The organism is Streptomyces plumbidurans, assembly GCF_019857225.1.
GTDB lineage: Bacteria > Actinomycetota > Actinomycetes > Streptomycetales > Streptomycetaceae > Streptomyces > Streptomyces plumbidurans.
On record NZ_JAFJSY010000002.1, the window covers coordinates 216738 to 241116 of the forward strand.

General features: G+C 72.3%; 23 protein-coding genes. 16 read left to right on the forward strand and 7 right to left on the reverse strand.

Translation table 11 applies throughout. From position 1 onward, the window contains the following. The first annotated feature begins 1 nt into the window (after window position 1). The 4 genes from JYK17_RS02430 (at window position 2) to JYK17_RS02445 (ending at window position 2619) form a co-directional block, all read left to right on the forward strand. Window positions 2-538 (forward strand): DUF2231 domain-containing protein, encoded by a 537-nt coding sequence (locus tag JYK17_RS02430; RefSeq protein WP_108007106.1) that lies wholly within the window; start codon window positions 2-4, stop codon window positions 536-538. 23 nt (window positions 539-561) lie between these two features. Then, complete coding sequence (locus JYK17_RS02435) at window positions 562-981, forward strand: hypothetical protein (protein WP_128801697.1); 420 nt, start codon at window positions 562-564, stop codon at window positions 979-981. Window positions 982-1070: 89 nt separating this feature from the next. Next, complete coding sequence (locus tag JYK17_RS02440) at window positions 1071-2027, forward strand: XdhC family protein (RefSeq protein ID WP_128801696.1); 957 nt, start codon at window positions 1071-1073, stop codon at window positions 2025-2027. 124 nt (window positions 2028-2151) lie between these two features. Further along, complete coding sequence (locus JYK17_RS02445) at window positions 2152-2619, forward strand: molybdopterin-dependent oxidoreductase (protein ID WP_222809650.1); 468 nt, start codon at window positions 2152-2154, stop codon at window positions 2617-2619. A gap of 73 nt (window positions 2620-2692) precedes the next feature. Here the strand turns inward: JYK17_RS02445 and JYK17_RS02450 are convergent, their stop codons facing one another. Continuing rightward, window positions 2693-3166: a DUF5990 family protein gene (locus JYK17_RS02450; protein WP_234548197.1), complete on the reverse strand. Its 474-nt coding sequence runs from the start codon at window positions 3164-3166 to the stop codon at window positions 2693-2695. A 117-nt stretch (window positions 3167-3283) separates the two neighbouring features. Between JYK17_RS02450 and JYK17_RS02455 the strand changes: the two genes are divergently transcribed. Continuing rightward, window positions 3284-4000, forward strand: a complete 717-nt coding sequence (locus JYK17_RS02455; protein WP_222809652.1) for a hypothetical protein — start codon at window positions 3284-3286, stop codon at window positions 3998-4000. 37 nt (window positions 4001-4037) lie between these two features. After that, window positions 4038-4772, forward strand: coding sequence for a YcnI family copper-binding membrane protein (locus JYK17_RS02460; RefSeq protein ID WP_222809653.1), 735 nt, complete (start codon window positions 4038-4040; stop codon window positions 4770-4772). A gap of 12 nt (window positions 4773-4784) precedes the next feature. Here JYK17_RS02460 and JYK17_RS02465 read toward each other — a convergent pair whose 3' ends face one another. Beyond that, complete coding sequence (locus tag JYK17_RS02465; protein WP_222809654.1) at window positions 4785-7904, reverse strand: FAD-binding and (Fe-S)-binding domain-containing protein; 3120 nt, start codon at window positions 7902-7904, stop codon at window positions 4785-4787. Window positions 7905-7986: 82 nt separating this feature from the next. Next, window positions 7987-8487 (reverse strand): MarR family winged helix-turn-helix transcriptional regulator, encoded by a 501-nt coding sequence (locus JYK17_RS02470; protein ID WP_108007091.1) that lies wholly within the window; start codon window positions 8485-8487, stop codon window positions 7987-7989. A 117-nt stretch (window positions 8488-8604) separates the two neighbouring features. Between JYK17_RS02470 and JYK17_RS02475 the strand changes: the two genes are divergently transcribed. After that, complete coding sequence (locus tag JYK17_RS02475) at window positions 8605-9123, forward strand: YceI family protein (protein ID WP_108007089.1); 519 nt, start codon at window positions 8605-8607, stop codon at window positions 9121-9123. A gap of 7 nt (window positions 9124-9130) precedes the next feature. Here JYK17_RS02475 and JYK17_RS02480 read toward each other — a convergent pair whose 3' ends face one another. Continuing rightward, entirely contained in the window at window positions 9131-10831 is a 1701-nt protein-coding gene (locus JYK17_RS02480; protein WP_222809691.1) for a hypothetical protein, read from the reverse strand. A 276-nt stretch (window positions 10832-11107) separates the two neighbouring features. Between JYK17_RS02480 and JYK17_RS02485 the strand changes: the two genes are divergently transcribed. The 7 genes from JYK17_RS02485 (at window position 11108) to JYK17_RS02515 (ending at window position 19454) form a co-directional block, all read left to right on the forward strand. Next, window positions 11108-11536 (forward strand): cell division protein SepF, encoded by a 429-nt coding sequence (locus JYK17_RS02485; protein ID WP_222809655.1) that lies wholly within the window; start codon window positions 11108-11110, stop codon window positions 11534-11536. 74 nt (window positions 11537-11610) lie between these two features. Then, on the forward strand, window positions 11611-12810 hold the full coding sequence (locus JYK17_RS02490) for an AAA family ATPase (RefSeq protein WP_234548198.1): 1200 nt from the start codon (window positions 11611-11613) through the stop codon (window positions 12808-12810). Further along, window positions 12807-13172: a nucleotide pyrophosphohydrolase gene (locus JYK17_RS02495; RefSeq protein ID WP_108007085.1), complete on the forward strand. Its 366-nt coding sequence runs from the start codon at window positions 12807-12809 to the stop codon at window positions 13170-13172. Before JYK17_RS02490 ends, JYK17_RS02495 begins: the two co-directional genes overlap by 4 nt. Before the next feature lie 186 nt (window positions 13173-13358). Beyond that, window positions 13359-13895 carry a DUF6099 family protein gene (locus tag JYK17_RS02500; protein WP_219917644.1) on the forward strand — a complete coding sequence of 179 codons (537 nt, stop codon included), beginning with the start codon at window positions 13359-13361 and terminating at the stop codon, window positions 13893-13895. Between the two features lie 436 nt (window positions 13896-14331). Further along, a complete protein-coding gene (locus tag JYK17_RS02505; RefSeq protein WP_108007079.1) occupies window positions 14332-15255 on the forward strand; it encodes an LLM class F420-dependent oxidoreductase in 924 nt (307 codons plus the stop codon). 168 nt (window positions 15256-15423) lie between these two features. Further along, the gene (locus JYK17_RS02510) at window positions 15424-16902 is read left to right on the forward strand and encodes a 3' terminal RNA ribose 2'-O-methyltransferase Hen1 (RefSeq protein WP_108007077.1); all 1479 of its coding nucleotides are present in this window, start codon (window positions 15424-15426) and stop codon (window positions 16900-16902) included. After that, on the forward strand, window positions 16899-19454 hold the full coding sequence (locus tag JYK17_RS02515; protein WP_222809656.1) for a polynucleotide kinase-phosphatase: 2556 nt from the start codon (window positions 16899-16901) through the stop codon (window positions 19452-19454). Before JYK17_RS02510 ends, JYK17_RS02515 begins: the two co-directional genes overlap by 4 nt. A gap of 12 nt (window positions 19455-19466) precedes the next feature. On the opposite strand, the gene JYK17_RS02520 is transcribed toward JYK17_RS02515, so the two are convergent. Further along, the gene (locus tag JYK17_RS02520) at window positions 19467-20366 is read right to left on the reverse strand and encodes an NAD(+)/NADH kinase (RefSeq protein WP_108007072.1); all 900 of its coding nucleotides are present in this window, start codon (window positions 20364-20366) and stop codon (window positions 19467-19469) included. Then, a complete protein-coding gene (locus JYK17_RS02525; protein WP_128801690.1) occupies window positions 20363-21400 on the reverse strand; it encodes an SPFH domain-containing protein in 1038 nt (345 codons plus the stop codon). The genes JYK17_RS02520 and JYK17_RS02525 overlap by 4 nt, the downstream gene beginning before the upstream one ends. 130 nt (window positions 21401-21530) lie before the next feature. Between JYK17_RS02525 and JYK17_RS02530 the strand changes: the two genes are divergently transcribed. Continuing rightward, window positions 21531-22754 (forward strand): arginine deiminase, encoded by a 1224-nt coding sequence (locus JYK17_RS02530; protein WP_108007068.1) that lies wholly within the window; start codon window positions 21531-21533, stop codon window positions 22752-22754. Window positions 22755-22852: 98 nt separating this feature from the next. Continuing rightward, window positions 22853-23860: an ornithine carbamoyltransferase gene (gene argF / locus JYK17_RS02535; RefSeq protein WP_108007066.1), complete on the forward strand. Its 1008-nt coding sequence runs from the start codon at window positions 22853-22855 to the stop codon at window positions 23858-23860. 32 nt (window positions 23861-23892) lie between these two features. On the opposite strand, the gene JYK17_RS02540 is transcribed toward argF, so the two are convergent. Next, window positions 23893-24339 (reverse strand): ATP-binding protein, encoded by a 447-nt coding sequence (locus JYK17_RS02540; protein ID WP_108007064.1) that lies wholly within the window; start codon window positions 24337-24339, stop codon window positions 23893-23895. Between the last annotated feature and the right edge of the window lie 40 nt (window positions 24340-24379).

The following is a 24379-nucleotide window of genomic DNA, read 5'->3' on the forward strand; positions in this document are numbered from 1 at the left end:
CATGACGGTCGACGGTGATCTGCGGCAGGCGAAACAACCGGTCAGCGGCGCTCTGGCGGGGCCGTACGGCCATCCCTTCCATCCGATGCTGGTCACCGTGCCGATCGGGGCCTGGGTGTGCAGCCTGGTCTTCGACATCGCCTCGAAGATCGTCGCCCGGCCGGGGTTTTTGACCCACGGCTCCGCCTGGCTGATCGCGATCGGCGTGCTCGGCGCGCTGGCCGCGGCCTGCGCCGGCTTCCTCGACCTGTTCGCCATCCCCACCGGGACACCGGCGTTCCGCACCGGACTGGTGCACATGACCCTGAACCTCGCCGTGACCGCCGCGTACGCGGCCGGTTTCGCCTGGCGCCAGGGCGGCGGCTACGCGGGAGGGCAGAGCGTCGGCAGCGGGCAGCTGGCGCTCTCCGCCGCCGCCCTGGCCCTCCTCGGCTTCTCCGGGTACCTCGGCGGCAAGCTCGCCTACCGCTACGGCGTGCGGGTGGCCGCCGAGTCCGTACAGGCCGAGGGATACCGCAGCACCCGTACGACGACCTGACCGGAACCACTGGAGGCCGACCCATGGACATCGCCGCTCTCGTCGCCTGGATCGTCACCGCTCTCGGCGGATTCGTCCTGCTCGGCCGCTGGCTCGGCGGCGGTGGACTGCGTCAGCAGCAGGCCGGGACCACGCGCTTCCCGGCGCCGGTCGTCTTCGGGCACTTCCTGCTGGCCGCGGCGGGACTGGTGGTCTGGATCATCTATCTCGTCGCCGACAAGGACGCCCTGGCCTGGACGAGTTTCGTGCTGCTCGTCGTCGTCGCCCTGCTCGGCTTCACCCTGTTCGCCCGCTGGATCCCCGTGCAACGCACGACACCGGCAAACGCCGAGTCCACCCCCGCCGAGCGGCATCTGCCGGTCCCCGTCGTCGCCGCCCACGGCCTGCTCGGCGCCACCACCCTCGTACTGGTGCTGCTCGCCGCCCTCGGGGTCGGCAGCTGAGGGCGCGCCCGTCGCAGGCGGGCGCGGGACCGTATGTCGTGGCTGGTCGCGCGGTTCCCCGTGCTCGCTAGGGCGCCTAGGGTCGAAGCATGAGGGAACTGGCGGACACGGCACGGCAGTGGGCGGCGCACGGCCGCGGTACGGCGGTCCTCGCGCGGCCCGTCACCGAGCGGGGCTTCGGGCCCCGGCACCCGGCCGACGCCCTGCTCATCGACGCGGACGGGACCTGTCACGGCACCCTCTACCAGGGCGCCTTCGACCGGCAGTTGGCCGAGCAGGCGGCCCTGCTCGCGCCCGGACACACCGCCCGCGTGTGCCCGGTGGCCGTCCACGACGACGGGGTGAGCGAGGCGGGGCTGACCTGCGGCGGACAGGCCGAGGTCCTGCTGCAGCCGCTGCTCGCCGTCCCGCCCCGCTGGTGGGAGCTGCTCGCCGCGGGCGCCGACGCCGCCCTGATCACCTGGCTCGACGAGCGGCGCGTCCACGCCGTCAGCACCGTCGTGACCACGGGCCCGGAGCCGGACGACGCGGATCTGCCACCGCAGGCCGCCGCCCGCGCCCGTGACCTGCTCGCCCGTCATCGTGCGGGGCGCGAGGTGCAGGCCACCGACGCCGGGCTCGTCCTGATCGAGGCCTGTCCCTGCGTCCCCCACCTCGTGATCGTGGGCGGCGGCGAACTCGCCGAACTGCTCGTCGCCCAGGCCTCCCTGCTGGGCTGGCAGGCCACGGTCACAGCGGCCGCGAAGGACGCCGCCGAGCTGCTCGCCGAACGCCCCGCGGCCGCCTGTCTGGTCCTGCTCAGCCATGAGCCCGACGTCGACGTGCCCACACTCCGCGCGGCGCTGACCGCGGGCACCGCCTATGTGGGTGCTCTGGGATCGCGCCATACGCAGGAGCGTCGCGCCGCCGGACTGGTCGAGGCGGGCCTCGGCGAGGAGCTGCTCTCGCGCATCCACGGCCCGATCGGCCTGGACATCGGCGCCCGTACCCCGGCGGAGACCGCCATGGCCATCTGCGCGGAGGTCCTGACCTCGCTGGTGCGCTGACGGCAAATGCAAGGCACTGATCCGCTGCCGCGTCGCACAAGCGTGGTCACACTCTCATTTTGGCGTGCATGTGCGTTTGCTGGAAGTGGCCTGCCGGGTACGGTCTTGCGGGAGGTGGTAGCCCGTGAGCCAGACCCTGACGCCGCCGGTCGCCGAGTTCGCCCTGAGCGGTGACCTCGCCCGCCCCGCCCGGCTGACCGTGCCCGATCTGCTCGGCTGGCCGCAGCACGAGGTGCGGGTCGCCTTCGAGTGCCGCACCAGCGGGGTGCAGCACCACAGCTTCGCCGGGCCGCTCCTGTACGACGTGCTGTCCGACGCGGGGCCCGGCTTCGATCCCCTCCGGCGCAAGGACCGGCTGCGTTTCCTGATCGCGATCACCGGCACGGACGGCCACCACGCCCTGCTGTCCTGGGCCGAGATCGACCCCGACTTCGCCCACGCTCCGGTGCTGCTGGCCACGAGCATCGACGACACCCCGCTCGACCTGGCCGGCTCCCAGCTGGTGCTGCCCCAGGACCGGTGCGGGGCCCGCTACATCAGCGGGATCAGGGCGATCCGGGTCGACGGGGGGTACGCGCGCTCCGAGGGGTGAGCCACACCCGCTGACGGTGCGTACGGTGTTGACGGTGCGGACGAGTAGCCCGCCGGGACGCAGCACACGACCGTCACAACTGACCGGCGGACGCGGCGGATTCGGCGGCCCCGGCGGTCCAGGTGATGCGCGGCGGCACCACCCGGGCGCACAGCGGGTGGCCGCGGTCGTCGGTCAGCGCGAGCCGCCCGGTCAACTGCCCGTCGCGCACGGCGGCTTCGAGCACGTCGGTGGGTACCGCGTCGAGCACCAGCTTGGCCCGCCGGAACATGGTGAAGGCACCGGAGCCGTCCACCGAGCCCCACGACAGATAGACGAAGCGATTTCCCGGACGCCCTTGAACAAAGGGCCCCTTGACGTCCGTACCGGTGACCGTGCACTCAAGCGTCCAGCTCGCACGGGCGGCGTCGCCGGGCTGCGGGTCGAGCAGCTCGGCCGGCCGGTCCCGGCGCTGCACGGCCACATGGACGTTCGCGTACGACGGGATGCCGTCGTCGGGCCCGCACGCGCGGCCGGGCAGGTCCACGCCGTCGATTCGGATGCGCACCTCGGACGTCAACCCCTCACCGCCTCGGCCGCCGGCTCTGTCGGTCCCCAGTGTGCACCCGCGGGCGCGGGCAGCCGCCGGGCGGGGCGGTCCGCGGGCGTGGCAGGATCGGGCGCCATGACAGCGGCTCCTTCGGTACGCGCGCTGCGCGCGGCGGTGTTCGCCGCGCTGTGCGTGCTGCTCGCCGCCGGGGGCCACGCCCTGGCGACCGGCACGGCGCCGCCCGTCTGGACGCAGGCAGCCGGGTTCGTGCCGGTCTTCGTGGCCGGGTTCCTGCTGGGCGGCCGGGAGCGGTCGTTGGCCGCCATCGGCGCGGCGACGCTCACGGCCCAGGGCGGACTGCACCTCGGTTTCGACGCCGTACACCCGCACACCGGAATGCTCATGGGCGGGGCGCACGGCATGCACGGGATGCAGGGCATGCACGGGATGCCTGGGACGGCTCCCGTACATGTCACGGCCGCCCTGCACGGGATGGCCGCCATGCCCGGGATGAGCGCCCTGCCCGGGATGGCCGCCCTGCACGGCATGCACATGGCCCACGCCCACGCCCTGACACCGCACGCCACGATCGCCCATGTCGCGGCGGCCGTGGTGCTGACGGGGTGGCTGCGGCGCGGGGAGGCCGCGGTGTGGTCGCTGCTGCGCCGGGCCGTCGCGCTCGTGCCCGGTCTCGCGGCCTGGTGGCAGGTGTGCGCCGGGACGTGGCGGGTGCCGGCCGCGCCGGACCCCGTACGCCCGGGCGTCGAGGGCGTGCGGCCGCTGCGGCGGCTGTTGCTGAGGCACGTGGTGCAGCGGCGCGGTCCGCCGCACGGGATGTCGTACGCGAACTGACCGACATCCCTTTTCCAGTACGGAGATCCACCCAGTCATGTCCATCGCACGCACCGACCTCGGCCGTGCCGGGGCCGTCACCGCCCTGGCCGCGGCCGGAGTCCTGGCCGCCGCGGGCATCGCCTCCGCGCATGTCACCGTCCACCCCGACAGCTACGCCAAGGGCGCCACGGACGGCGTCCTGAGCTTCCGCGTCCCCAACGAGGAGGACACGGCGAACACCACCAAGGTGCAGGTCTTCCTGCCCACCGACCACCCCGTCCTCGGGGTGCTCGTCTCGCCGCCGCAGGACGGCTGGACGGCCAAGGTCACGAACACCAAGCTGAAGAAGCCGGTCAAGACCGACGACGGCACCATCACCGACGCCGTCTCCGAGATCACCTGGACCGGCGGCAAGATCGGTCCGGGGCAGTACCAGGACTTCAATGTCGCCTTCGGTCAACTGCCGGACGACACCGGCCAGTTGGCCTTCAAGACGCTGCAGACCTACTCCGACGGCAAGACCGTCCGCTGGATCGAGCAGGCGCAGGCCGGCCAGGAGGAGCCGGAGAACCCGGCACCGGTCCTCAAGCTGACCGCGAAGGCGGCCGGCGACGACAGCGCACCGGCCGCCCCGGCGAAGGAGTCCAAGGCGGCCGGCAGCACCGACTCGGCCTCCTCCGACGGCACCGCCCGCGGCCTCGGCATCGCCGGGCTCGTCGTGGGCGTGCTGGGTCTCGCGGCGGCGGCGTTCGCGCTCCTGCGCAACGGCCGCTCCCAGAAGGCCTCCTGACCGCGGCGGCGCTCACCGCCGCAGCCCGCGTACCACTCCCGCCGCGACGGCGGCCGCGCTCAGCCCGGCCCCGGCCAGGGCCAGTGTCCTGGCGCGCCGTCCCGGCGGGGTGGGCCGCGCACCCGGACCCACGGCGTACGCGCTGCCGTGCGCGCCCCTGGGCAGCCCCGAGGCCAGCAACTCGGCCAGGTGGACTCCCTCGTGGCCGCCGCTGTCGAACTCGTGGACCTGGGTACGGCAGCTGAAGCCGTCGGCGAGGAGGACGGTGCCCGCGTCCTCCTCGCGCAGCCGGGGCAGCAGCACCCGCTCCGCGCAGGCCTCGCTGACCTCCAGATGGCCGCGCTCGAAGCCGAAGTTCCCGGCCAGGCCGCAGCACCCGGACTCCAGTTGCTCGGCGTCGACGCCGGCTCGCTTCAGCAGTTCCTGATCGGCGTTCCAGCCGAGCACCGCGTGCTGATGGCAGTGCACCTGGGCCAGCGCCCGCGCCGAACGGTCCGGCACCTGCGGCGGCTCGTAGCCGGGGGAGTGCTCGGTGAGCAGCTCCGCGAGCGTCACCGTCTGCTCGGCCAGCCTGCGCACGTCGCGGTCGCCGGGGAAGAGGTCGCCCATGTCCGAGCGGAACACGGTGGTGCAGCTCGGTTCGAGCCCCACCACCAGGCCGCCCGCCCGCACATGCCCGGCGAGATGGCGCACGGTCCTGCTCAACACCCGTTCCGCGACGTCCAGTTGGCCGGTGGAGAGCCAGGTGAGACCGCAGCACAGCGGTTCCTGCGGCAGCTCGACCCGCCAGCCCGCGTGTTCAAGGACCTCCACGGCGGCGCGTCCGACGTGCGGGTGGAAGAAGTTGGTGAAGGTGTCCGGCCACAGCAGGACGCTGCCGCGGGACCCGTCGCCGTAGGTCTCACGGCGTCCGGCGAACCACTGCTGCAGCGTCTGCTCGGCGAACAGCGGCACCTCGCGGTCCTCGACGCCCGCGAGCGCGCGGGCCGCCCTCGACAGCGGCGGGGTGTGCGTGAGGGTGTTGACGAGCGGGCCGAGTCGGGAGCGGCCGACGGCCTGGGCGAGAAGCGGCAGCCAGCCCATGGAGAAGTCGGAACGGGGCCTGCGCCAGGGCCGTCCCTCGTAGTGGTGGGAGAGGAACTCCGCCTTGTAGGTGGCCATGTCGACATCGGCCGGGCAGTCCTTCTTGCACCCCTTGCAGGACAGGCACAGATCGAGCGCGTCGCGCACCGCCTCGGACCGCCAGCCGTCCCGCACCGCGCTGTCACCGTGCCCGTCGAGCATCTCGAACAGCAGCCGGGCCCGCCCGCGCGTGGAGTCCTCCTCCTCGCGCGTCACCTGGTACGAGGGGCACATCACCGAACCGCCGTCCGTGGTGAGCTGCCGGCACTTGCCCACGCCCACGCACCGGTTGGCGGCCTCGGCGAACGACCCGCCGTCGTCGGGGAACTGGAAATGCAGGTCACGCGGAGCGTAGGGGGCCCAGTCGCCGCCCAGGCGCAGATTCTCGTCCAGCCGGTAGGGCGCCACGACCTTGCCCGGGTTCATCCGGTCCAGCGGGTCGAAGACCGCCTTCAACCGCCCGAAGGCCTCGACGAGTTCGTCCCCGAACATGCGCGGCAGCAGCTCGCCCCGGCTCTGCCCGTCCCCGTGCTCACCGGAGAAGGACCCGCCGAACTCGGCGACCAGGTCCGCCGCCCGCTCCATGAACCGCCGGTAGGCGCTCACCCCGTCGGCCGTGTACAGGTCGAAGGGGATACGGGTGTGCACACAGCCCTGCCCGAAGTGGCCGTAGAGGCTGGGCCCGGTGTCGTCGAGGTACCCGAACTCCTCGTACAGCTTGCGCAGTCGGCGCAGATAGGCGCCGAGTCTCTCCGGTGCCACCGCCGAGTCCTCCCAGCCCTCGAAGGTGTCGGCGTGCTGTGGGATGTGCGCGGTGGCGCCGAGTCCGGCCTCGCGCACCTGCCACAACTCGTCCTCGTGGGCGGGCTCGTCGAGGAAGGCGACCTCGGCGTCGTGCTCGGACTCGCGCAGGCCCGCCAGCATCCGGTGCGCCCGCTCGTCGGACTCGTCGAGGGTGTCCCCGCCGAACTGCACCATCAAAAAGGCGTTCCCCGCGGGCATCTGCTCGCGCGCCTTGGGGTTGAGCCCCTTGATCCGCTCGTCCCGCAGCAGCCGCGCGTCGAGACCCTCCAGCGCGATCGGCTCGTACGGCAGGATCGCCGGTACGGCGTCGGCGGCCACCGCGATCTCGGGGAACCCGAGGACCACGAGCGTCCGCTCCTTCACCACGGGCACCAGCTCCAGCTCCGCCCGCAACACGGTGACCAGCGTCGACTCGCTGCCGACGAGGAGGCCCGCGACGTCGAAGCCGTGCTCCGGCAGCAGCGAGTCCAGGTTGTAGCCGGAGACCCGGCGCGGGATGTCGGGGTAGCGGCGGCGCACCTCGTCGCCGTAGCGGTCCCTCAGGGCGCGCAACTGCCGGTAGAGCGCGGCCCGCAGGTCGCCCTGCCGCTCGATCTCGGCGTACTCCTCGTCGCTGGTCTCACCGCACCAGAAGCGGGTGCCGTCGTAGAGCAGCACCTCCAGGCGGGCGATGTTGTCGACGACCTTGCCGTGCGCCTGGGCGGTGGCGCCGCAGGAGTTGTTGCCGATCATGCCGCCGATGCAGCAGTTGGCGTGCGTGGCGGGCTCGGGGCCGTAGCGCAGGCCGGTCGGCGCGAGCTGCCGGTTGAGCTCGTCGAGGACGATGCCGGGCTGGACGACACAGGTGCGGGCCTGTGCGTCCACGGACTCGACGCGGTGGCAGTACTTCGACCAGTCGATCACCACGCCCGCGTTGGTGCACTGCCCGGCCAGGCTGGTCCCGCCGCCGCGCGAGAGGACGGGCACGTCGTGCTCGCGCGCCACGGCCACCGCCTCCGCTGCCGCCTCGGGGGTGCGGGGCACGACCACGCCGATCGGGGTCTGCCGGAAGTTCGAGGCGTCGGTGGAGTACGCGGCCCGGCTCCCGGCGTCGAAACGGATCTCGCCGTCGACCCGTTCGCGCAGCGCGGCCTCCAGGCGCGCCACGTCCACGGGGGGCGCCGTTCCGCCCCGGACGACGGGTTCGGGCAGATCCAGCGCACCCATGGAGCTCTCCTTCGGTCGCCGACGCGGCAAGGGCAGGGGAGCGCCGGGTACCCAGGTGCGCGAGGGGCATCCGCCCGGTCGGCTACGGCGCCCCGGACTCCTCGGCGAGCTCCGGCAGCAGGCCACACATCGCCTCGTGCTGGTCCGGGCCCATGACGCGGGACAGGGCCCCGGTGACCGTCGTGGCGAGCGTGCCGGAGGCCTCCTCCAGGAGGCGGCGGGCCTTGTCGGTGAGGGCGACCTCGATGCCGCGCCGGTCGCCGCAGACCGACTTCCGGTTGACCAGGCCGGCGTGCTGCAGGCAGGCGATCTGGTAGGTGAGCCGGGTCTTGGGGCGGCCGAGGAGCTCCGCGACGCGGGTCATGCGCAGACCTTCGGGCTGCTCGGCGAGCAGGCACAGGATCAGGAACTCGTCGTGCGAGACGTCCATCCGGTCCTTGACGACGGAGCGCAGCTCCTGCTCCACCGCGCCCATGGCCGCGAGCAGCACCATCCACGCCCGCAGCTCCTTGGGCAGCAGTCCGGCGCCCTGCGCGGACGGGCATTCGGGCAGCTCGGCGGGGTGCTCCTCGGGGTCGGCCATGGTGTCGAGTGTAACGGTCGTCCATTTTTGGACGAGACGGTTGTCCAGATTTGGATAACGGGCTAGCGTGTGGTCATCCAAATTTGAACCATCCGCTCGGACCCCCTGGAGAAGACCATGACCGTCGCCGTCGACACCGGTGTGTGGCAGCTCGACGCCACCGCCTCCACCGTCTCCGTGCGTCACAAGACGATGTGGGGCCTCGTCACCGTCAAGGGCAGCTTCGGGGCCGTCGGCGGACAGGGCGAGGTCGGGCCCGACGGCACCGCCACCGGCACCCTGACCCTGGACGCCGCCACCCTCGACACCAAGAACAAGAAGCGCGACGACCACCTGCGCTCCGCCGACTTCTTCGACGTCGCCAACCACCCCGAGATCACCTTCGCCGTGCGCAGCGCCAAGGCCGGGGCCGGCGACACCGTCGAGGTCTCCGGTCAGCTGACCGTGCGCGGCGTCAGCCGCCCGCAGAACCTGACCGCACGCCTGGCCGCCGCGGACGCCGACGCCCTCACCCTGGACACCGAATTCACCGTGGACCGCGCCGAGTTCGGCCTCGGCTGGAACCAGCTGGGCATGCTCCGCGGCCTGACCACGGTCACGGCCACGCTCCGTTTCGTACGCAGCACGGCGAACTGACGGCCGCTCAACCCGCCTGCTGTGTGCGGGAGTTCCGGTCCGCCAGCCGGACGTACGCGCTCGACAGCGTCTGCGGGGCCGCCGTGAAGGCCCGCAGGCGTATACGGGTGCCCGGCCTGATGGGCAGGGCGTACGTCCCGGAGGCCGGTCTGATCTCCATCCGTACGGTCCCGTGGGCGGGCACGGTGGCCGGACCCCGCACCAGCGACCAGTACCTGCCGGAGCCCTGGTTCGTGGTGAGCATGAAGTGGGGCGTCAGGGCGGTGCCGTCCACGTTCGTGACCCGCACGGTCAGCCGGGACACGGCGTCCGCGGACACCCGCCGCACCGCGGCGACCCGCAGCTTCAGCGGCGCCGTGCCGGTGACCGCCACGGCGGCGCTCACCAACGCCGGGGCGACCAGCAGCGCGGACGCCGCGACCAGCGCCGTACGCCGGTGCGGGCCGGACAGCGCACGCGGGCGCGGCTGCCAGGCGCGGGCGAACTCCGACGGGGGAGCGGTGACCGCGGCCGCCAGCCACAGCGGGGTCATCAGAAGGTAGTAGCCGTCCTGGGAGCGGGTCGCCAGATAGAAGGCACACCAGGGCAGGACGGTCGCCGCCGGTCCCAGACGGCGCATGAACAGCACCAGCAGCGCGAGCAGGGCCGCGGCCAGCAGCACACTCGCGTACCCGTACCAGTCCAGCCGGTCGCTGCCGTCGGTGAAGTACAGGGAGACGTCCCCGAGACCCTGTCCGTGCAGGGTGGCCCCCTGCGTCAGCGGCAGCGCGATGCCGGTGATCCAGGTGCCCGGTTCGCTCACCACGAAGTACGTGTTGACCAGCAGCCACACGGTGGCGGCGACGCCGGTGATCCGCAGGACCACCGCCGCCGCCGCCGCGCGCCCGCCCAGCTCGCCCCGGCGCACCGCGTAGATCCCGGCCAGCAGGAACGGCGCGAGGAACCACGGCAGTTGCTGCGCGGCGCAGGCGGCGCCCAGGCACATGGCCCGCGCCACTCCGGACGGACCGAGCCGCCCGCCACTGCCGATCCGCGGCCAGCGCACCACCACCGGGATCAGCAGGGCCAGCGCCGTGATCGCCGGATAGCCGAGCCGCGCGTACATCGGGAGCAGGCCGAAGCCCAGGCACGCCATGGTGGCCGCGGAACGCCACGGGGTGGGCAGCATCCGCCACAGCACCACCGTGCCGACGACCAGCGCGCCGGTGCTCACCGCCGTCGCCGGGGCGCCGCCGTGACCCAGCCACAGCAGCGGGGCGGCCAGCAGCGGGACGAGGGGCGGATAGCCGTACGTGAAGTCGTAGCCGCCGCTCACCGTCGGGGTGAGGGCGACGCCGTGCCCGAACAGCCAGGGCCACGGCTGTCCGTAGACGGGATGCCCCGCGACCAGCTGCCGGGCCGCCTGGGTGGTCAGGACCGCCTCGTCGGAGCCGCCGTGGTTCATGACCCAGGCGCACACCGCCAGCGTCACGGCGGTGATCAGGACGCACAGGTCCAGCCGCGCCAGCGACCGGGCCCGGCGCACCACCAGGGTCAGGACTCCGCACATCAGGATCGAGGCGTAGCAGAGCGAGACCACCGCGGCCACGGGCAGCCGGTGGCTCGCCCCCTGCGTCCACACCGAGCGCGTACCGATGAAAAGACTCACGTCCGCCAGCAGCGTCAGGACGCGGTGCCACTGGGCGGGCGGTTCCGGAGGGGCGGACACCACCGACTGCGTCCGCCGCCCGGGTGCCACCAGCTGGGTCTCTGCCAAGTGCACGTCCGCGAACGCTAGTCGCGCCCGGTGAGCGGGGCGTGGCGGGCGGTGAAGAGTCCGGTGTGAGGGCAGTAAGAAGCCTCGATCGGGCAGGAACCGGTGATTTCCGACGAGTCCGACGCTGCGGTCCGCTGCCCGGGGAAACGGCCGGGACGGTCGCGGAGCGTGTCGCGATTGGGCCGAACGGGTGACGTGGCGTAAGAATGGCCGATGCAGGCATGAGTGATGCAGGCACGGAGTCACGAGTCAGTTCGGGGGGAGCCGGTGAACAGCCACGACGTCACCGATGAACAGTGGGAGGGCCTGGCCCAGGTCGTACCGCTGCGTGGACGCGACGCCTGGCCGTCGGCGGTGGACCACCGCTCGCTCCCGGACGCCGAGACGGAGCTGCGCCGCCGCTTCGTGGTCCTGCGGGTCAATGTCTTCGCCGACGCCCGCGAGGTCGCCGAGACCCTGATGGCCGGCGTCCCCGTCCTCCTCGACCTCACCGGCGCGGAGAGCGAAGTCGCCAAGCGCGTCCTGGACTTCAGCACCGGCGTCGTCTTCGGCCTGGCGAGCGGGATGCACCGCGTCGACCGCAATGTCTTCCTGCTCACCCCGGCCGACACCGAGGTCACCGACCTCATGGAGAGCGCCGGCCTGTCCGGCGGCTGACCCGGTCCCCCGATCGTAGGAAGCTCCCGAAGCCGTAACGGTTCGCCGCACGGACCCGGTCCTACGGTCCGGATATGACCCTGTCACCTGCTGAAGCGCCGTCCCTGGACCGCATCGGGGCGGACCGCCCCCGCTCGGTCCGCCCCTGTCTCACCGAACTGCGGCTGTCCGCCTTCGCCGGGCACCGGGGGGTGGCGTTCGGGCTGGGCGCGGTGACCTTGCTCACCGGCAGGAGCGGATGCGGGAAGACGACCGCCCTGCACGCCTACGAGGCACTGGCCAGGCTCGGCGCGGGCGCAGAGGCCGGGGAGGTGTTCCCCGACGCGCGGGCCTGGGTGCCGGACCGGGCGCGCCCCGACGTGCAACGGCGGCGCGGGTTCCGCATCGGCTGCACCGCCGACGGACCCGAGGGGCCGGTCCGGCTCGACGTCGCCGTGCAGGCCGAGCCCGAACTGCGCATCGTGGGCGAGCGGTTGACGTCCGGCGGGCTGGTCCTCCTGGAGACCGCCCTGCGCGACCCCTCCCGCCGTACGGTGCAGGCGGTCTGGCACACCGCCGGTTCGGCGTCCGTGACACGCGGACCGCTGCCCGACGACCGGCTCGGCACCGCGCTGCTGCCCCTGCGGGTGGCCGGCAAGACCGACGGACAGCGCCGGGTGCTCGCCGCCGCCGAGCAGATGGTCGTCGCCCTGCGGTCCGTCTACGCCTGCGACCCGCGCCCCGGCCGGATGCGGGCCCCCGTGCCGATCGGCTCCGGCCGGCTCCTGGGGAGCTGCGACAACCTCGCCGACGTCCTGTGGCGCACCCGCGCCGAGTGCGGGCGACGGCACGCCCTGCTCGTCGACGCGGTGCGTGCCGGCTGCCCGGGGCCGGTGGCCGACGTGCTCGCCCGGCCGCTGGGCGACGGCACCGTCCAGGCCCTGCTGGACCGCGGCGACGGCCACCACACGGCTCTACGGCGCCTGGGCGACGGCGAGTTGCGGTATCTGGCGCTCGCGCTGGTCCTGCTGACCGGGCCGGGCGTCCTGGAGGTGGACCCCGCCGGCGAGGTACCCGCGGCGATGCAGACGCTCACCGTCCTCGCCGATGGCTTCGACCGCTCGCTCGACCCGCGTCAGCGCGGTGAGCTGCTGCGACTGGCGGTGCGGATGGGCGAGCGCGGTCACATCAGGGTCGTGGCGGCGGTGAGCGATCCGTCGTGGATCGCGGGGGCGGGTGGTGGGGACGGGGCGAGCGTGAGCGAGGGGCTCACGGTGGTAGACCTGGAACCGTGACCGATCCCCAAGGCGGACCCCCGCACGGGCAGCCCCCGCACGAGCCCCTCGACGTGGCGAAACTGCAGCGCAGGCTCGCCGACTTCGCAACCGCCCGCAACTGGCAGCCGTACCACACCCCGAAGAACCTCGTCGCCGCGCTCAGCGTCGAGGCCTCCGAACTGGTCGAGATCTTCCAGTGGTTGACGCCCGAGGAGTCGGCCGGGGTCATGGACGACCCGGACACGGCGCACCGGGTGACCGACGAAGTGGCGGACGTGCTCGCCTACTTGCTTCAGTTCTGCGAGGTCCTGGGCATCGATCCGCTCGCGGCGCTGGACGCGAAGATCGACCGCAACGAGCGAAGGTTTCCCAGACCTTAGGCAATGGTGAGGAGTTGTTCAGTCCGCTTTCACTCTCCGGAGTCAAAATCCCGTCTGAAATCGATTTGTTGTCCACAGATTTCGGTCTTCCTCTGGCTTTTCGTCCCACACACCTTCACTCTGGGTAGTGGACAACGGAGTTCGGAGGACGTGTGGGCAGCGCGTCCAGACAGACGGGGGCAGCGTATGGACGCTGTTCGGCTGATCGTGACGAGCAGACGTGCCCTGGCAGGGAGCGGTGGCACGCCGGAGATGCTGACGGAGGTGTGGCAGGCGCAGGCCCTGGCGCAGGCGATAGGCAGCCGCCTCGCGGTCGCCGGCCCACCCGAACTGCGGGGCGAGGCCCTGGGGTTGACGGAGCTGGCGGGACGCGGATGCGGCGTCCTGGACACCCCGCGCCTCGCCACCGAGGATCTGCGCGCGGCCCAGCTCACCGAACTGGGCGACGCCCGCCAGGCCCTAGTCTGCCTGGGCGGCCTCCTCGGCGAGGTCGGCATAGCCCTGGTCGGCCTCGCCTGCGCCGCGGACGACGAGAGCACCTACTGGCAGTGCATGGAGTCCATCGACGCCGCCGACGAGTCCCGCGACCGAGTCCGCGAAATGCTCCGCCGCCTCGCAGACCGGGAGGAGGCGTTACCGGGGGAGAGGGGGCTGCTGCATGAGGTGGTACTGCCGGAGACGGTGCGGGAGGAAGGGGCGCTGCCGAAGAGGGAGGCGAGTTAGGGCCTGGCGGCCCTGTGATCCTTTGGGTCGGTGATCCTTCGGGTCGGTGGGTCGGTGGGTCGGTGGCTCTGCGGACCGGTGGCCCGGTGGCCTTGCGGTCCGGTGGCCCGGTGGCCTGGAGGCCCGGAAACGCGGTCCGCCAGAGGCTCGATGCCTCTGCGAACCGGTGGTTCGGCGGCCTTGCGGCCCGGCGGGGCCCCGGGAGGGCCCGTGCGGGTGACACCCCGGCGACGGCCGGCCGGTGCGGGGGCCGGGCTGTCCGGCTCCGCTCGCCCAGCGATCGCTTCCGTGCCCGGTCACTGGCACGGGCGTGCGCCGGGCGCGGCGTTGACGGATTTCACCCGGCAGGGGATTTCCACCGGCTGGAGAATTTGACCCGGCAGAGGCGTAGGGGACCGGTGGGGGTGGGCGGGCCCGGGGCGTGCAGGATGGGTGCATGGATCTGCGCATCTTCACCGAGCCCCAGCAGGGGGCGTCCTACGACACTCTGCTCGCCGTGGCGAAGGCGACCGAGGACCTCGGGTTCGACGCCTTCTTCCGTTCCGACCACTATCTCCGCATGGGCTCGGGGGACGGTCTCCCCGGCCCCACCGACGCCTGGGTCACGCTCGCCGGCCTGGCCCGCGAGACGAAGCGCATCCGCCTCGGCACGCTGATGACGGCCGCCACCTTCCGGCTGCCCGGCGTCCTCGCCATCCAGGTCGCGCAGGTCGACCAGATGTCCGGCGGCCGCGTCGAACTCGGCCTGGGCGCGGGCTGGTTCGAGGAGGAGCACAAGGCGTACGGCATCCCCTTCCCGAAGGAGAAGTTCGGCCGCCTGGAGGAGCAGCTCGAGATCGTCACCGGCCTGTGGAGCACCAAGCTCGGCGAGAGCTTCGACTTCCACGGCACGTTCTACGACCTCACCGACTCGCCCGCCCTGCCCAAGCCCGCCCAGGACCGCATCCCGGTGCTGATCGGCGGCCACGGCGCGACCCGCACCCCGCGCCTCGCGGCCCGCTTCGCCGACGAGTTCAACATGCCTTTCGCCGGCGTGGAGGACAGCGAGCGCCAGTTCGCCCGCGTCCGCGCCGCCGCCGAGGAGGCCGGCCGGGGCGCGGACGACCTCGTCCTGTCCAACGCCCTCGTCGTCTGCGTCGGCAAGGACGACAAGGAGGTCGCCCGCCGCGCCGCCGCGATCGGCCGCGAGCCCGACGAGCTGAGGGCCAACGGCCTGGCGGGCACCCCGTCCGAGGTCGTCGACAAGATCGGCCGGTACGCCGAGATCGGCTCCCGCCGCCTCTACCTCCAGGTCCTCGACCTCTCCGACCTGGACCACCTGGAGCTGATCTCCTCCCACGTCCAGTCCCAGCTGTCGTAGCGGCCGGCGAGATGCCGTAGGAATGCCGTAGGAATAAACAAAGGCGCCGGTCGGCCCCCGTATGCGAAGGTGGGACGGTCGTCCTGCCGAGCCCCCAGGATCACCCTTCCTGGGGGCTTTCGCGCGCACGGCACCGAGAATCGTCAACCGGCCTGAGAGGCCCTGCCCATGTTCCTGACTCTCACCACCACCGGCACCCCCGAACGCCCCGCCACCGACCTCGGCTACCTGCTGCACAAGCATCCCGACAAGGCGCAGGCGTTCTCCACCTCGTACGGCACGGCGCACGTCGTCTACCCCGAGGCGGACGACCAGCGCTGCACGGCGGCGCTGCTGCTGGAGGTCGACGCGGTGGCGCTGGTGCGGCGGGGGAAGGGCAAGGGTCGCGGCGGAGCCCCCGACGCGGCACTCGCGCAGTACGTCAACGACCGCCCGTACGCGGCCTCCTCGCTGCTCGCCGTGGCGCTGAGCAGCGTGTTCTCCAGCGCGATGAAGGGCACCTGCCACGCCAGGCCCGAGCTGCCCGCCGAACCGCGCCCGCTGCGCGTCGAGGTGCCCGCGCTGCCCGCGCGCGGCGGCGCGGAGCTCGTACGGCGGCTCTTCGAGCCGCTCGGCTGGGCGGTGGCCGTCGAACCGGTCGCCCTGGACAGCGAGTTCCCCGAGTGGGGCGACTCGCGCTACGTGCGCCTGGTCCTGGAGTCGCAGGCGCTGACCGTCGCCGAGGCCCTGCGCCATCTGTACGTCCTGCTGCCCGTGCTCGACGACGCCAAGCACTACTGGGTCGCCCCGGACGAGGTCGACAAACTGCTGCGTGCCGGTGAGGGCTGGCTGGCCGAGCACCCGGAGCAGAAGCTGATCACCAGCCGCTATCTCTCCCGCCGCTGGTCGCTGACCCGGCAGGCGATGGAGCGGCTGGAGCTGGTGCGCCTCGCGGAGGCCGACGACAGCGAGGTCGAGGAGATCGACAACGCCGTCGGGGCCGAGACCGAGGAGGAGCAGCGGCCGACTCCGCTCGCCGTGCAGCGGAGGGACGCGATCATCGAGGCGCTGCAGGCGTCCGGCGCGACCCGCGTCCTCGATCTCGGCTGCGGGCAGGGCCAGTTGGTGCAGGCGCTGCTCAAGGACCCGCAGTTCACGCAGATCACCGGTGTCGATGTGTCGATGCGCGCGCTGACCATCGCCTCCCGGCGGCTGAAGCTGGACCGCATGGGGGAGCGGCAGGCGTCCCGCGTCACGCTCTTCCAGGGCTCGCTCGCCTACACCGACAAGCGCCTCAAGGGCTACGACGCCGCCGTGCTGAGCGAGGTGATCGAGCACCTCGACCTGCCGCGGCTGCCCGCCCTGGAGTACGCCGTGTTCGGCGCGGCCCGTCCGCGCACGGTCCTCGTGACCACCCCGAACGTGGAGTACAACGTCCGCTGGGAGTCCCTGCCGGCCGGCCATGTCCGGCACGGCGACCACCGCTTCGAGTGGACCCGCGAGGAGTTTCGCGCCTGGGCGGACGCGGTGGCCGAACGGCACGGCTACGGCGTGCGGTTCGTGCCCGTCGGCCCCGACGACCCCGAGGTCGGGCCACCCACCCAGATGGCCGTTTTCGAGATCGACCAGGCCGGACCGAAGAACGAGAAGGAGGCGAAGGCGGCATGACCGAGACACAGCACAGCACCCGGAGCGAGGGGCGGGTCCTGCCCGTCACCGACCTCTCCCTCGTCGTGCTCGTCGGCGCCTCCGGCTCCGGCAAGTCGACGTTCGCCAGGCGGCACTTCAAGCCGACCGAGGTGATCTCCTCCGACTTCTGCCGCGGCCTGGTCTCCGACGACGAGAACGACCAGAGCGCGACGCGGGACGCCTTCGACGTCCTGCACTACATCGCGGGCAAGCGGCTGGCGGCGGGCCGCCGTACGGTCGTCGACGCGACCAGCGTGCAGTCGGACGCCCGACGGCAACTGATCGACCTGGCCCGGCAGTACGACGTGCTGCCCATCGCGATCGTGCTGGACGTCCCGGAGGAGGTGTGCGCCGAGCGCAACGCGGCCCGTACCGACCGGGCCGAGATGCCGCGCCGGGTCATCCAGCGCCACATCCGTGAACTGCGCCGTTCCATACGGCACTTGGAGCGCGAGGGCTTCCGCAAGGTGCACATCCTGCGCGGCGTGGAGGACATCGAGAGCGCCACCGTCACGACCGAGAGGCGCTTCAACGACCTCACCCACCTCACCGGTCCGTTCGACATCGTCGGCGACATCCACGGCTGCGCCGCCGAACTGGAGTCGCTGCTCGGCAAGCTGGGCTACAGCGACGGCGTCCACCCGGAGGGCCGCACGGCCGTCTTCGTCGGCGACCTCGTCGACCGCGGCCCGGACAGCCCGGGGGTGCTGCGCCGTGTGATGTCGATGGTGAAGTCGGGCAACGCGCTGTGCGTGCCCGGCAACCACGAGAACAAGTACGGCCGTTACCTCAAGGGCCGCAAGGTCCAGCACACCCACGGACTCGCCGAGACCATCGAGCAGATGGCGGGCGAGAGCGAGGAGTTCACCCGCGAGGTACGGGAGTTCATCGACGGCCTGGTCAGCCACTACGTCCTCGACGGCGGCCGGCTCGTGGTCTGCCACGCCGGTCTGCCGGAGAAGTACCACGGCCGCACCTCGGGCCGGGTCCGCTCGCACGCCCTGTACGGCGACACCACCGGCGAGACCGACGAGTTCGGGCTGCCGGTGCGCTACCCGTGGGCCGAGGACTACCGCGGCCGGGCGGCGGTCGTGTACGGCCACACGCCGGTCCCCGCGGCGACCTGGCTCAACAACACCATCTGCCTGGACACCGGCGCCGTCTTCGGCGGCAGGCTCACCGCGCTGCGCTGGCCGGAGCGCGAGCTGGTCGACGTACCGGCCGAGCAGGTCTGGTACGAGCCGGCCCGGCCGCTGCGCACCGAGGCGCCCGGCGGGCAGGACGGGCGGCCGCTCGACCTGAACGACGTGCACGGCCGCCGGGCCGTGGAGACCCGCCATCAGGGCCGGGTCGCGGTACGCGAGGAGAACGCGGCGGCGGCGCTCGAGGTCATGAGCCGCTTCGCGGTGGACCCGCGGCTGCTGCCGTACCTCCCGCCGACCATGGCGCCCACGGCCACGTCCAAGGTGGACGGCTACCTGGAGCACCCGGTCGAGGCGTTCGCGCAGTACGCGGCGGACGGCGTCGCGCGGGTCGTGTGCGAGGAGAAGCACATGGGCTCGCGTGCCGTGGCGCTGGTGTGCCGCGACGCGGAGGTGGCGCGCGAGCGGTTCGGGGCGGACGGTCCGACGGGCTCGCTCTACACCCGTACCGGACGGCCGTTCTTCGACGACGAGGCGGTGACCGAGGAGATCCTCGGGCGGGTCCGCACGGCGGTCGGCGAGGCCGGTCTGTGGGACGAACTGGGCACGGACTGGCTGCTGTTGGACGCCGAGCTGATGCCGTGGTCGCTGAAGGCGTCCGGGCTGCTGCGCTCGCAGTACGCCGCCGTCGGTGCCGCGTCGGGCGCGGTCTTCCCGGGTGCGCTCGGCGCACTTCAGGCCGCCGCCGCGCGGGGTGTCGAGGTGACCGACCTGCTGGCCCGCCAGCGTGAACGCGCCTCGAACGCGGCCGCGTTCACGGACGCGTACCGCCGCTACTGCTGGACGACCGAGGGGCTGGACGGGGTACGCCTCGCGCCGTTCCAGATCCTCGCCGTCCAGGGCCGCAGCCTGACCGGGCTGCCGCACGACGAGCAACTCGCCCTGCTGGACCGGGTTGTGGAGCACGACGTGAGCGGTCTGCTGCAGACCACCCGGCGTCTCTACGTCGACACCGGCGACCCGGAGTCGGTGCGGGCCGGCGTCGACTGGTGGCTGGAGATGACCGGCCGCGGCGGCGAGGGCATGGTCGTCAAGCCCGTCGGCGCGCTGGTGCGCGGCAAGGAGGGACGGCTCGTGCAGCCCGGCATCAAGTGCCGGGGCCGTGAGTACCTGCGGATCATCTACGGTCCCGAGTACACACGCCCCGACAACCTGACCCGGCTGCGCTCCCGCTTCCTCAACCACAAGCGGTCCCTGGCGATCCGCGAGTACGCCCTCGGCCTCGAGGCTTTGGACCGGCTGGCGGAGGGCGAGCCGCTGTGGCGCGTGCACGAGGCGGTGTTCGGGGTGCTGGCACTGGAGTCGGAGCCGGTGGACCCGCGGCTGTGACAGCTGGGCCAGTCAACAGACCAGCCGCAGCCGCTGCCCGCACATTCCGACCGTCAGGGACTGCCCCCAGGTCAGGTCCAGGGCGTCCGTCTCCATCCCGTCCCCGAAGGCCACCAGCCGTTCGGATTCGACCGTGAGGCGGAGGCGGGACGCGGCCGCCAGTTCCCCGGCCACCAGTGACGTACCGGTGGCCGGGGACGGCCAGGCCTCGCGCACGAACCACAGCAGGCGTTCCTCCGTGGGGGAGGGCAGCGACAGCCGCCCTCCCCTCTCCTGCCACACCGACCGGAGCCAGCCGGTCGCCCCCGTGCCCGTGCCGACGATCACCCCGGAGGAGGCCTGGGCCTCGACGACACCCCCGTCGCCCTCGAGGCCCAGGCGGTATCGGGCGGTCTGATGACCGGCGGCGCCCAGGTAGATCTCGTTCAGTGCCACGAGCCGCTGGGTGTCGTCCGCCACCGCTTCGACCATGGTGAGTTCGTCGAAGGGGCTCGCCGCGGATTGCGTGGAGCGCAGCAGTGCCCCGGCGTGCTCGGGCCGGTGCCGTACCAGGACGCCGGGGTTGCGCCCGGGATCGGTGTCGATGCCCAACACCGGCTGCCCGGCGAGGTACTTGGCGACGTTCGCCACCAGTCCGTCCTGTCCGACCACGACGACCACGTCCTCCGGCGCGAACAGGAAGCGGTCCAGATCACCGCGCTCGACCAGGGACTGACGCCACGTCAGGGGAATCGCTGAGGTCACCTCGGCCAGCGCCCGCCGGGCACGGCGGTGCCGCTCGGCGACCTCCTCGATGTCCCGCCCCCGGGAGGAGAGGAAGAACGCGGCCTGCCCGTGCGTGCCGTGACGTGCCACCAACTCCTCGTACTCCGTGGTGCGGTGGACGAGCACGGCGCGCGGGGCGAGACTCACGCCGGCTCTCCGCCGCCGAGCTTGGCGAGCAGTCCCGTCAGCACGTCCGGCGAGATGACCACGCTGTCGATGCGCGGCAGGTTCTCCGCCAGCCGGGTCCCGGTGAGGGCGTTGAGGATCGCCACGTCCACCTCGGCATGCACCCGCAGCCAGGCCGCCTGCGCCTGCGCCCGCGCCTCACCCGTCTCGCGTGCCCCCTCGGCCTCCGCGCGGGCGAGCCGCACCGACCGGGTCGCCTCCGCCTCCGCGAGCTTCACCGTCCGGGCGGCCTCGGCCTCGGCGCGCACCGCGTCCGCGGCGGCATGCTCCTCGGCCTCGCGGCGGCTGTTGGTGCCGCGCTGCTCGACCAACTGCTCCTCGCGGCGGGCGAGTTCGATCTGGCTGGCCAGTTCGTTCTCGGCGATGGCCCGCTCGCGCTCGACGGCCACGGCCCGCCGCTCGTAGGTCGCCTTGTCGGCCTCCTGCTGGATCTGCTCCCGGGCCGGTGTGCGCAGCGCGCGCTCCACCTCGGGCTCGGGCCGCACCGCCATCACGCGCACGGCGACCACCTCGATACCGGTGGCCGGCAGCCGCGGTTCGCCGCCGAGCCCGGCCGCCACCCGCTCCCGTACCGCCGCCACCCCGTCGACCAGCGCCGACGACAGTGACGTACGGGCCAGGACGTCCAGGGCGTGCTGCTGCGCGGTCTCCGTCAGCAACGTGCCGAGCTGCTCCAGGGGCGAGCCGCGCCACACTCCGGTGTCCGGGTCGACGGAGAAGTCCAGCCGGGCCGCGGCGAGCGCAGGGTCGCTGATCCGGTACGTCACCGTGGCCTGCACCGTCACGTCCTGGAAGTCGGACGTACGGGCGTGGAAGGTCATTGCCAGCTCACGGTCGTCGACCGGCACCTCGGACAGCGCCGCGGTCAGCGCGCGGAACCAGAAGCTGAGCCCCGGCCCGTCGTGCACCAGCTCGCCGTCGCGGTGGTGGCGGATGTGCGCCGTCGGCGCCCCGCGCAGGTGGCGCCAGCCCAGGCGCCGGGTGATGTCGGCCATCGGACCCCCTCGTTTCTCGTCTGTCCGACGATAAGCGGGGCAGGCGCTTATCGTCAAGAGGACGAAAACAAGAGCGGCAGAAAAGGGCCATCGGCGGGTCAAGACGCTCGCCGATGGTCAGGATGGAGGCATGGGATTCCACGTCGACTCCGAGGCCGGGCGGCTGCGCCGCGTCATCCTTCACCGGCCGGATCTCGAGCTCAAAAGGCTCACCCCTAGCAACAAGGACGCCTTGCTCTTCGATGACGTGCTCTGGGTGCGCCGGGCGCGCGCCGAGCACGACGGATTCGCCGACGTCCTGCGCGACCGGGGGGTCGCCGTCCACCTCTTCGGCGACCTGCTCACCGAGGCCCTTCAGGTGCCCGAGGCCCGCACCCTCGTCCTCGACCGGGTCTTCGACGAGAAGGAGTACGGCGTCCTCGCCACCGACCACCTCAGGGCCGCGTTCGAGACCCTGCCCGCGCCGGAGCTGGCCGAGGCCCTGGTCGGCGGCATGACCAAGCGCGAGTTCCTGGACGCGCACCTGGAGCCGACATCGGTGCGCTTCCATGTCATGGACCTCGACGACTTCCTCCTCGCGCCCCTTCCCAACCACCTCTTCACCCGCGACACCTCCGCCTGGATCTACGACGGCGTCTGCGTCAACGCCATGCGCTGGCCCGCCCGGCAGCGCGAGACCGTCCACTTCGAGGCGATCTACCGCCACCACCCGCTCTTCCGTGACGAAACGTTCCGCGTGTGGTCCGAGGGGCAGGCCGACTACCCCTCCACCATCGAGGGCGGGGACGTCCTGGTGATCGGCAACGGCGCCGTCCTGATCGGCATGAGCGAGCGCACCACCCCGCAGGCGGTGGAGATGCTCGCGCACAAGCTCTTCGAGGCGGGCTCGGCCACGACGATCGTGGCCCTCGACATGCCGAAGCGGCGCGCCTTCATGCACCTCGACACCGTGATGACGATGGTCGACGGCGACACCTTCACCCAGTACGCGGGCCTCGGCATGCTGCGCTCGTACACCATCGAGCCCGGGGCCGGGGACAAGGAGCTCAAGGTCACCGACCATCCGCCGGAGCACATGCACCGGGCGATCGCCGCCGCCCTCGGGCTCAGCGGGATCCGGGTGCTGACCGCGACCCAGGACGTGCACGCCGCCGAGCGCGAGCAGTGGGACGACGGCTGCAACGTCCTGGCCGTCGAGCCGGGCGTCGTCGTCGCCTACGAGCGCAACTCCACCACCAACACCCACCTGCGCAAGCAGGGCATCGAGGTCATCGAGATCCCGGGCAGCGAGCTGGGCCGGGGCAGGGGCGGGCCGCGCTGCATGAGCTGCCCGGTCGAACGAGAGGCCGTATAGAGCGGCCGTATAGAGAGGCCGTAGGGAGAGGCTGTATAGATTTGCGAATCGTCGTATAGACTTCCAGGGTAGATGTTCCCGCATTCTGGAGTGCCCCCATGGCGTCAGTCCCGACCGCCCTCGCCGGCCGCCACTTCCTCAAGGAGCTCGACTTCACCCAGGAGGAGTTCCTCGCGCTGATCGAGCTGGCCGCCGAGCTGAAGGCCGCCAAGAAGGCCGGGACCGAGACCAGGCATCTGAGCGGGAAGAACATCGCGCTGGTCTTCGAGAAGACCTCGACGCGCACCCGCTGCGCGTTCGAGGTCGCCGCCGCCGACCAGGGCGCCTCCACGACCTACCTCGACCCGTCCGGCTCGCAGATCGGGCACAAGGAGTCCGTGAAGGACACCGCGCGCGTGCTGGGGCGGATGTACGACGCGATCGAGTACCGCGGACACGGCCAGGGTGTCGTCGAGGAACTCGCGGCGCACGCCGGCGTGCCTGTCTACAACGGGCTCACCGACGAATGGCACCCCACCCAGATGCTGGCCGACGTGCTCACCATGACCGAGCACACCGACAAGCCGCTGACCGCGACGGCCTTCGCCTACCTCGGCGACGCCCGCTACAACATGGGCAACTCCTACCTGGTCACCGGCGCCCTGCTCGGCATGGACGTCCGGATCGTCGCGCCCCGGCTGCTGTGGCCGGACGAGACGATCGTGGAGGTCGCCCAGCGGCTCGCCGCGGCCTCCGGTGCCCGGATCACCCTCACCGAGGACGTCAAGGAGGGGGTGCGCGGCGCCGACTTCATCGCCACCGATGTATGGGTGTCGATGGGGGAGCCCAAGGAGGTCTGGGACGAGCGCATCGCGCTGCTCGGCCCCTACGCCGTGACCATGGATGTCCTGCGCGCCACCGGCAACCCCGACGTGCGGTTCCTGCACTGCCTGCCGGCCTTCCACGACCTCGGCACCGACGTCGGGCGCGAGATCCACCAGCGCCACGGCCTCACCGAGCTGGAGGTCACGGACGAGGTGTTCGAGTCCGAGTACTCCGTGGTCTTCGACGAGGCCGAGAACCGGATGCACACCATCAAGGCGGTCCTGGTCGCCACGCTGGGCTGAGCCCTCCGAGGGCGCTGATCCTTCGGCGGCGCTCAGAGGGGGCGCCGCTGCCGCGGCGCCGCGGGCAGCCTGAACCACACGGCCTTGCCCGCGGTGGTCGGACGATGCCCGCAGGACGAGCTGAGCGCGCGGATCAGCAGCAGCCCGCGCCCGCCCTCGTCCCAGACGTCGGGCATCTTGTCGCTGGGCCAGGTCAGCTCGTACGGCGGCATCGGGTCGGGGTCGTGCACCTCGACCTGGCAGCCGCCCGGCAGCAGCTCCACCACGAGCTCTATGGGCGAGTCCCCGACGGTGTGCTCCACCGCGTTCGCCACCAGCTCCGCCGTGAGCAGTTCCGCGGTGTCGCAGTCGGCCCCGTGGTCCAGTTCGGCCAGCGCCGTGCGCACCAGGGCACGGGCCACGGGCACGGCCGCGACGGAGTGCGGCAGCGCGATGCGCCACGAGGCGGAGGGGCGTTGGTACAAGGCGGGTCCGTTCATAGCAGGCTGTCCTGCTTTCAACCGTATGAATGGTACGGCT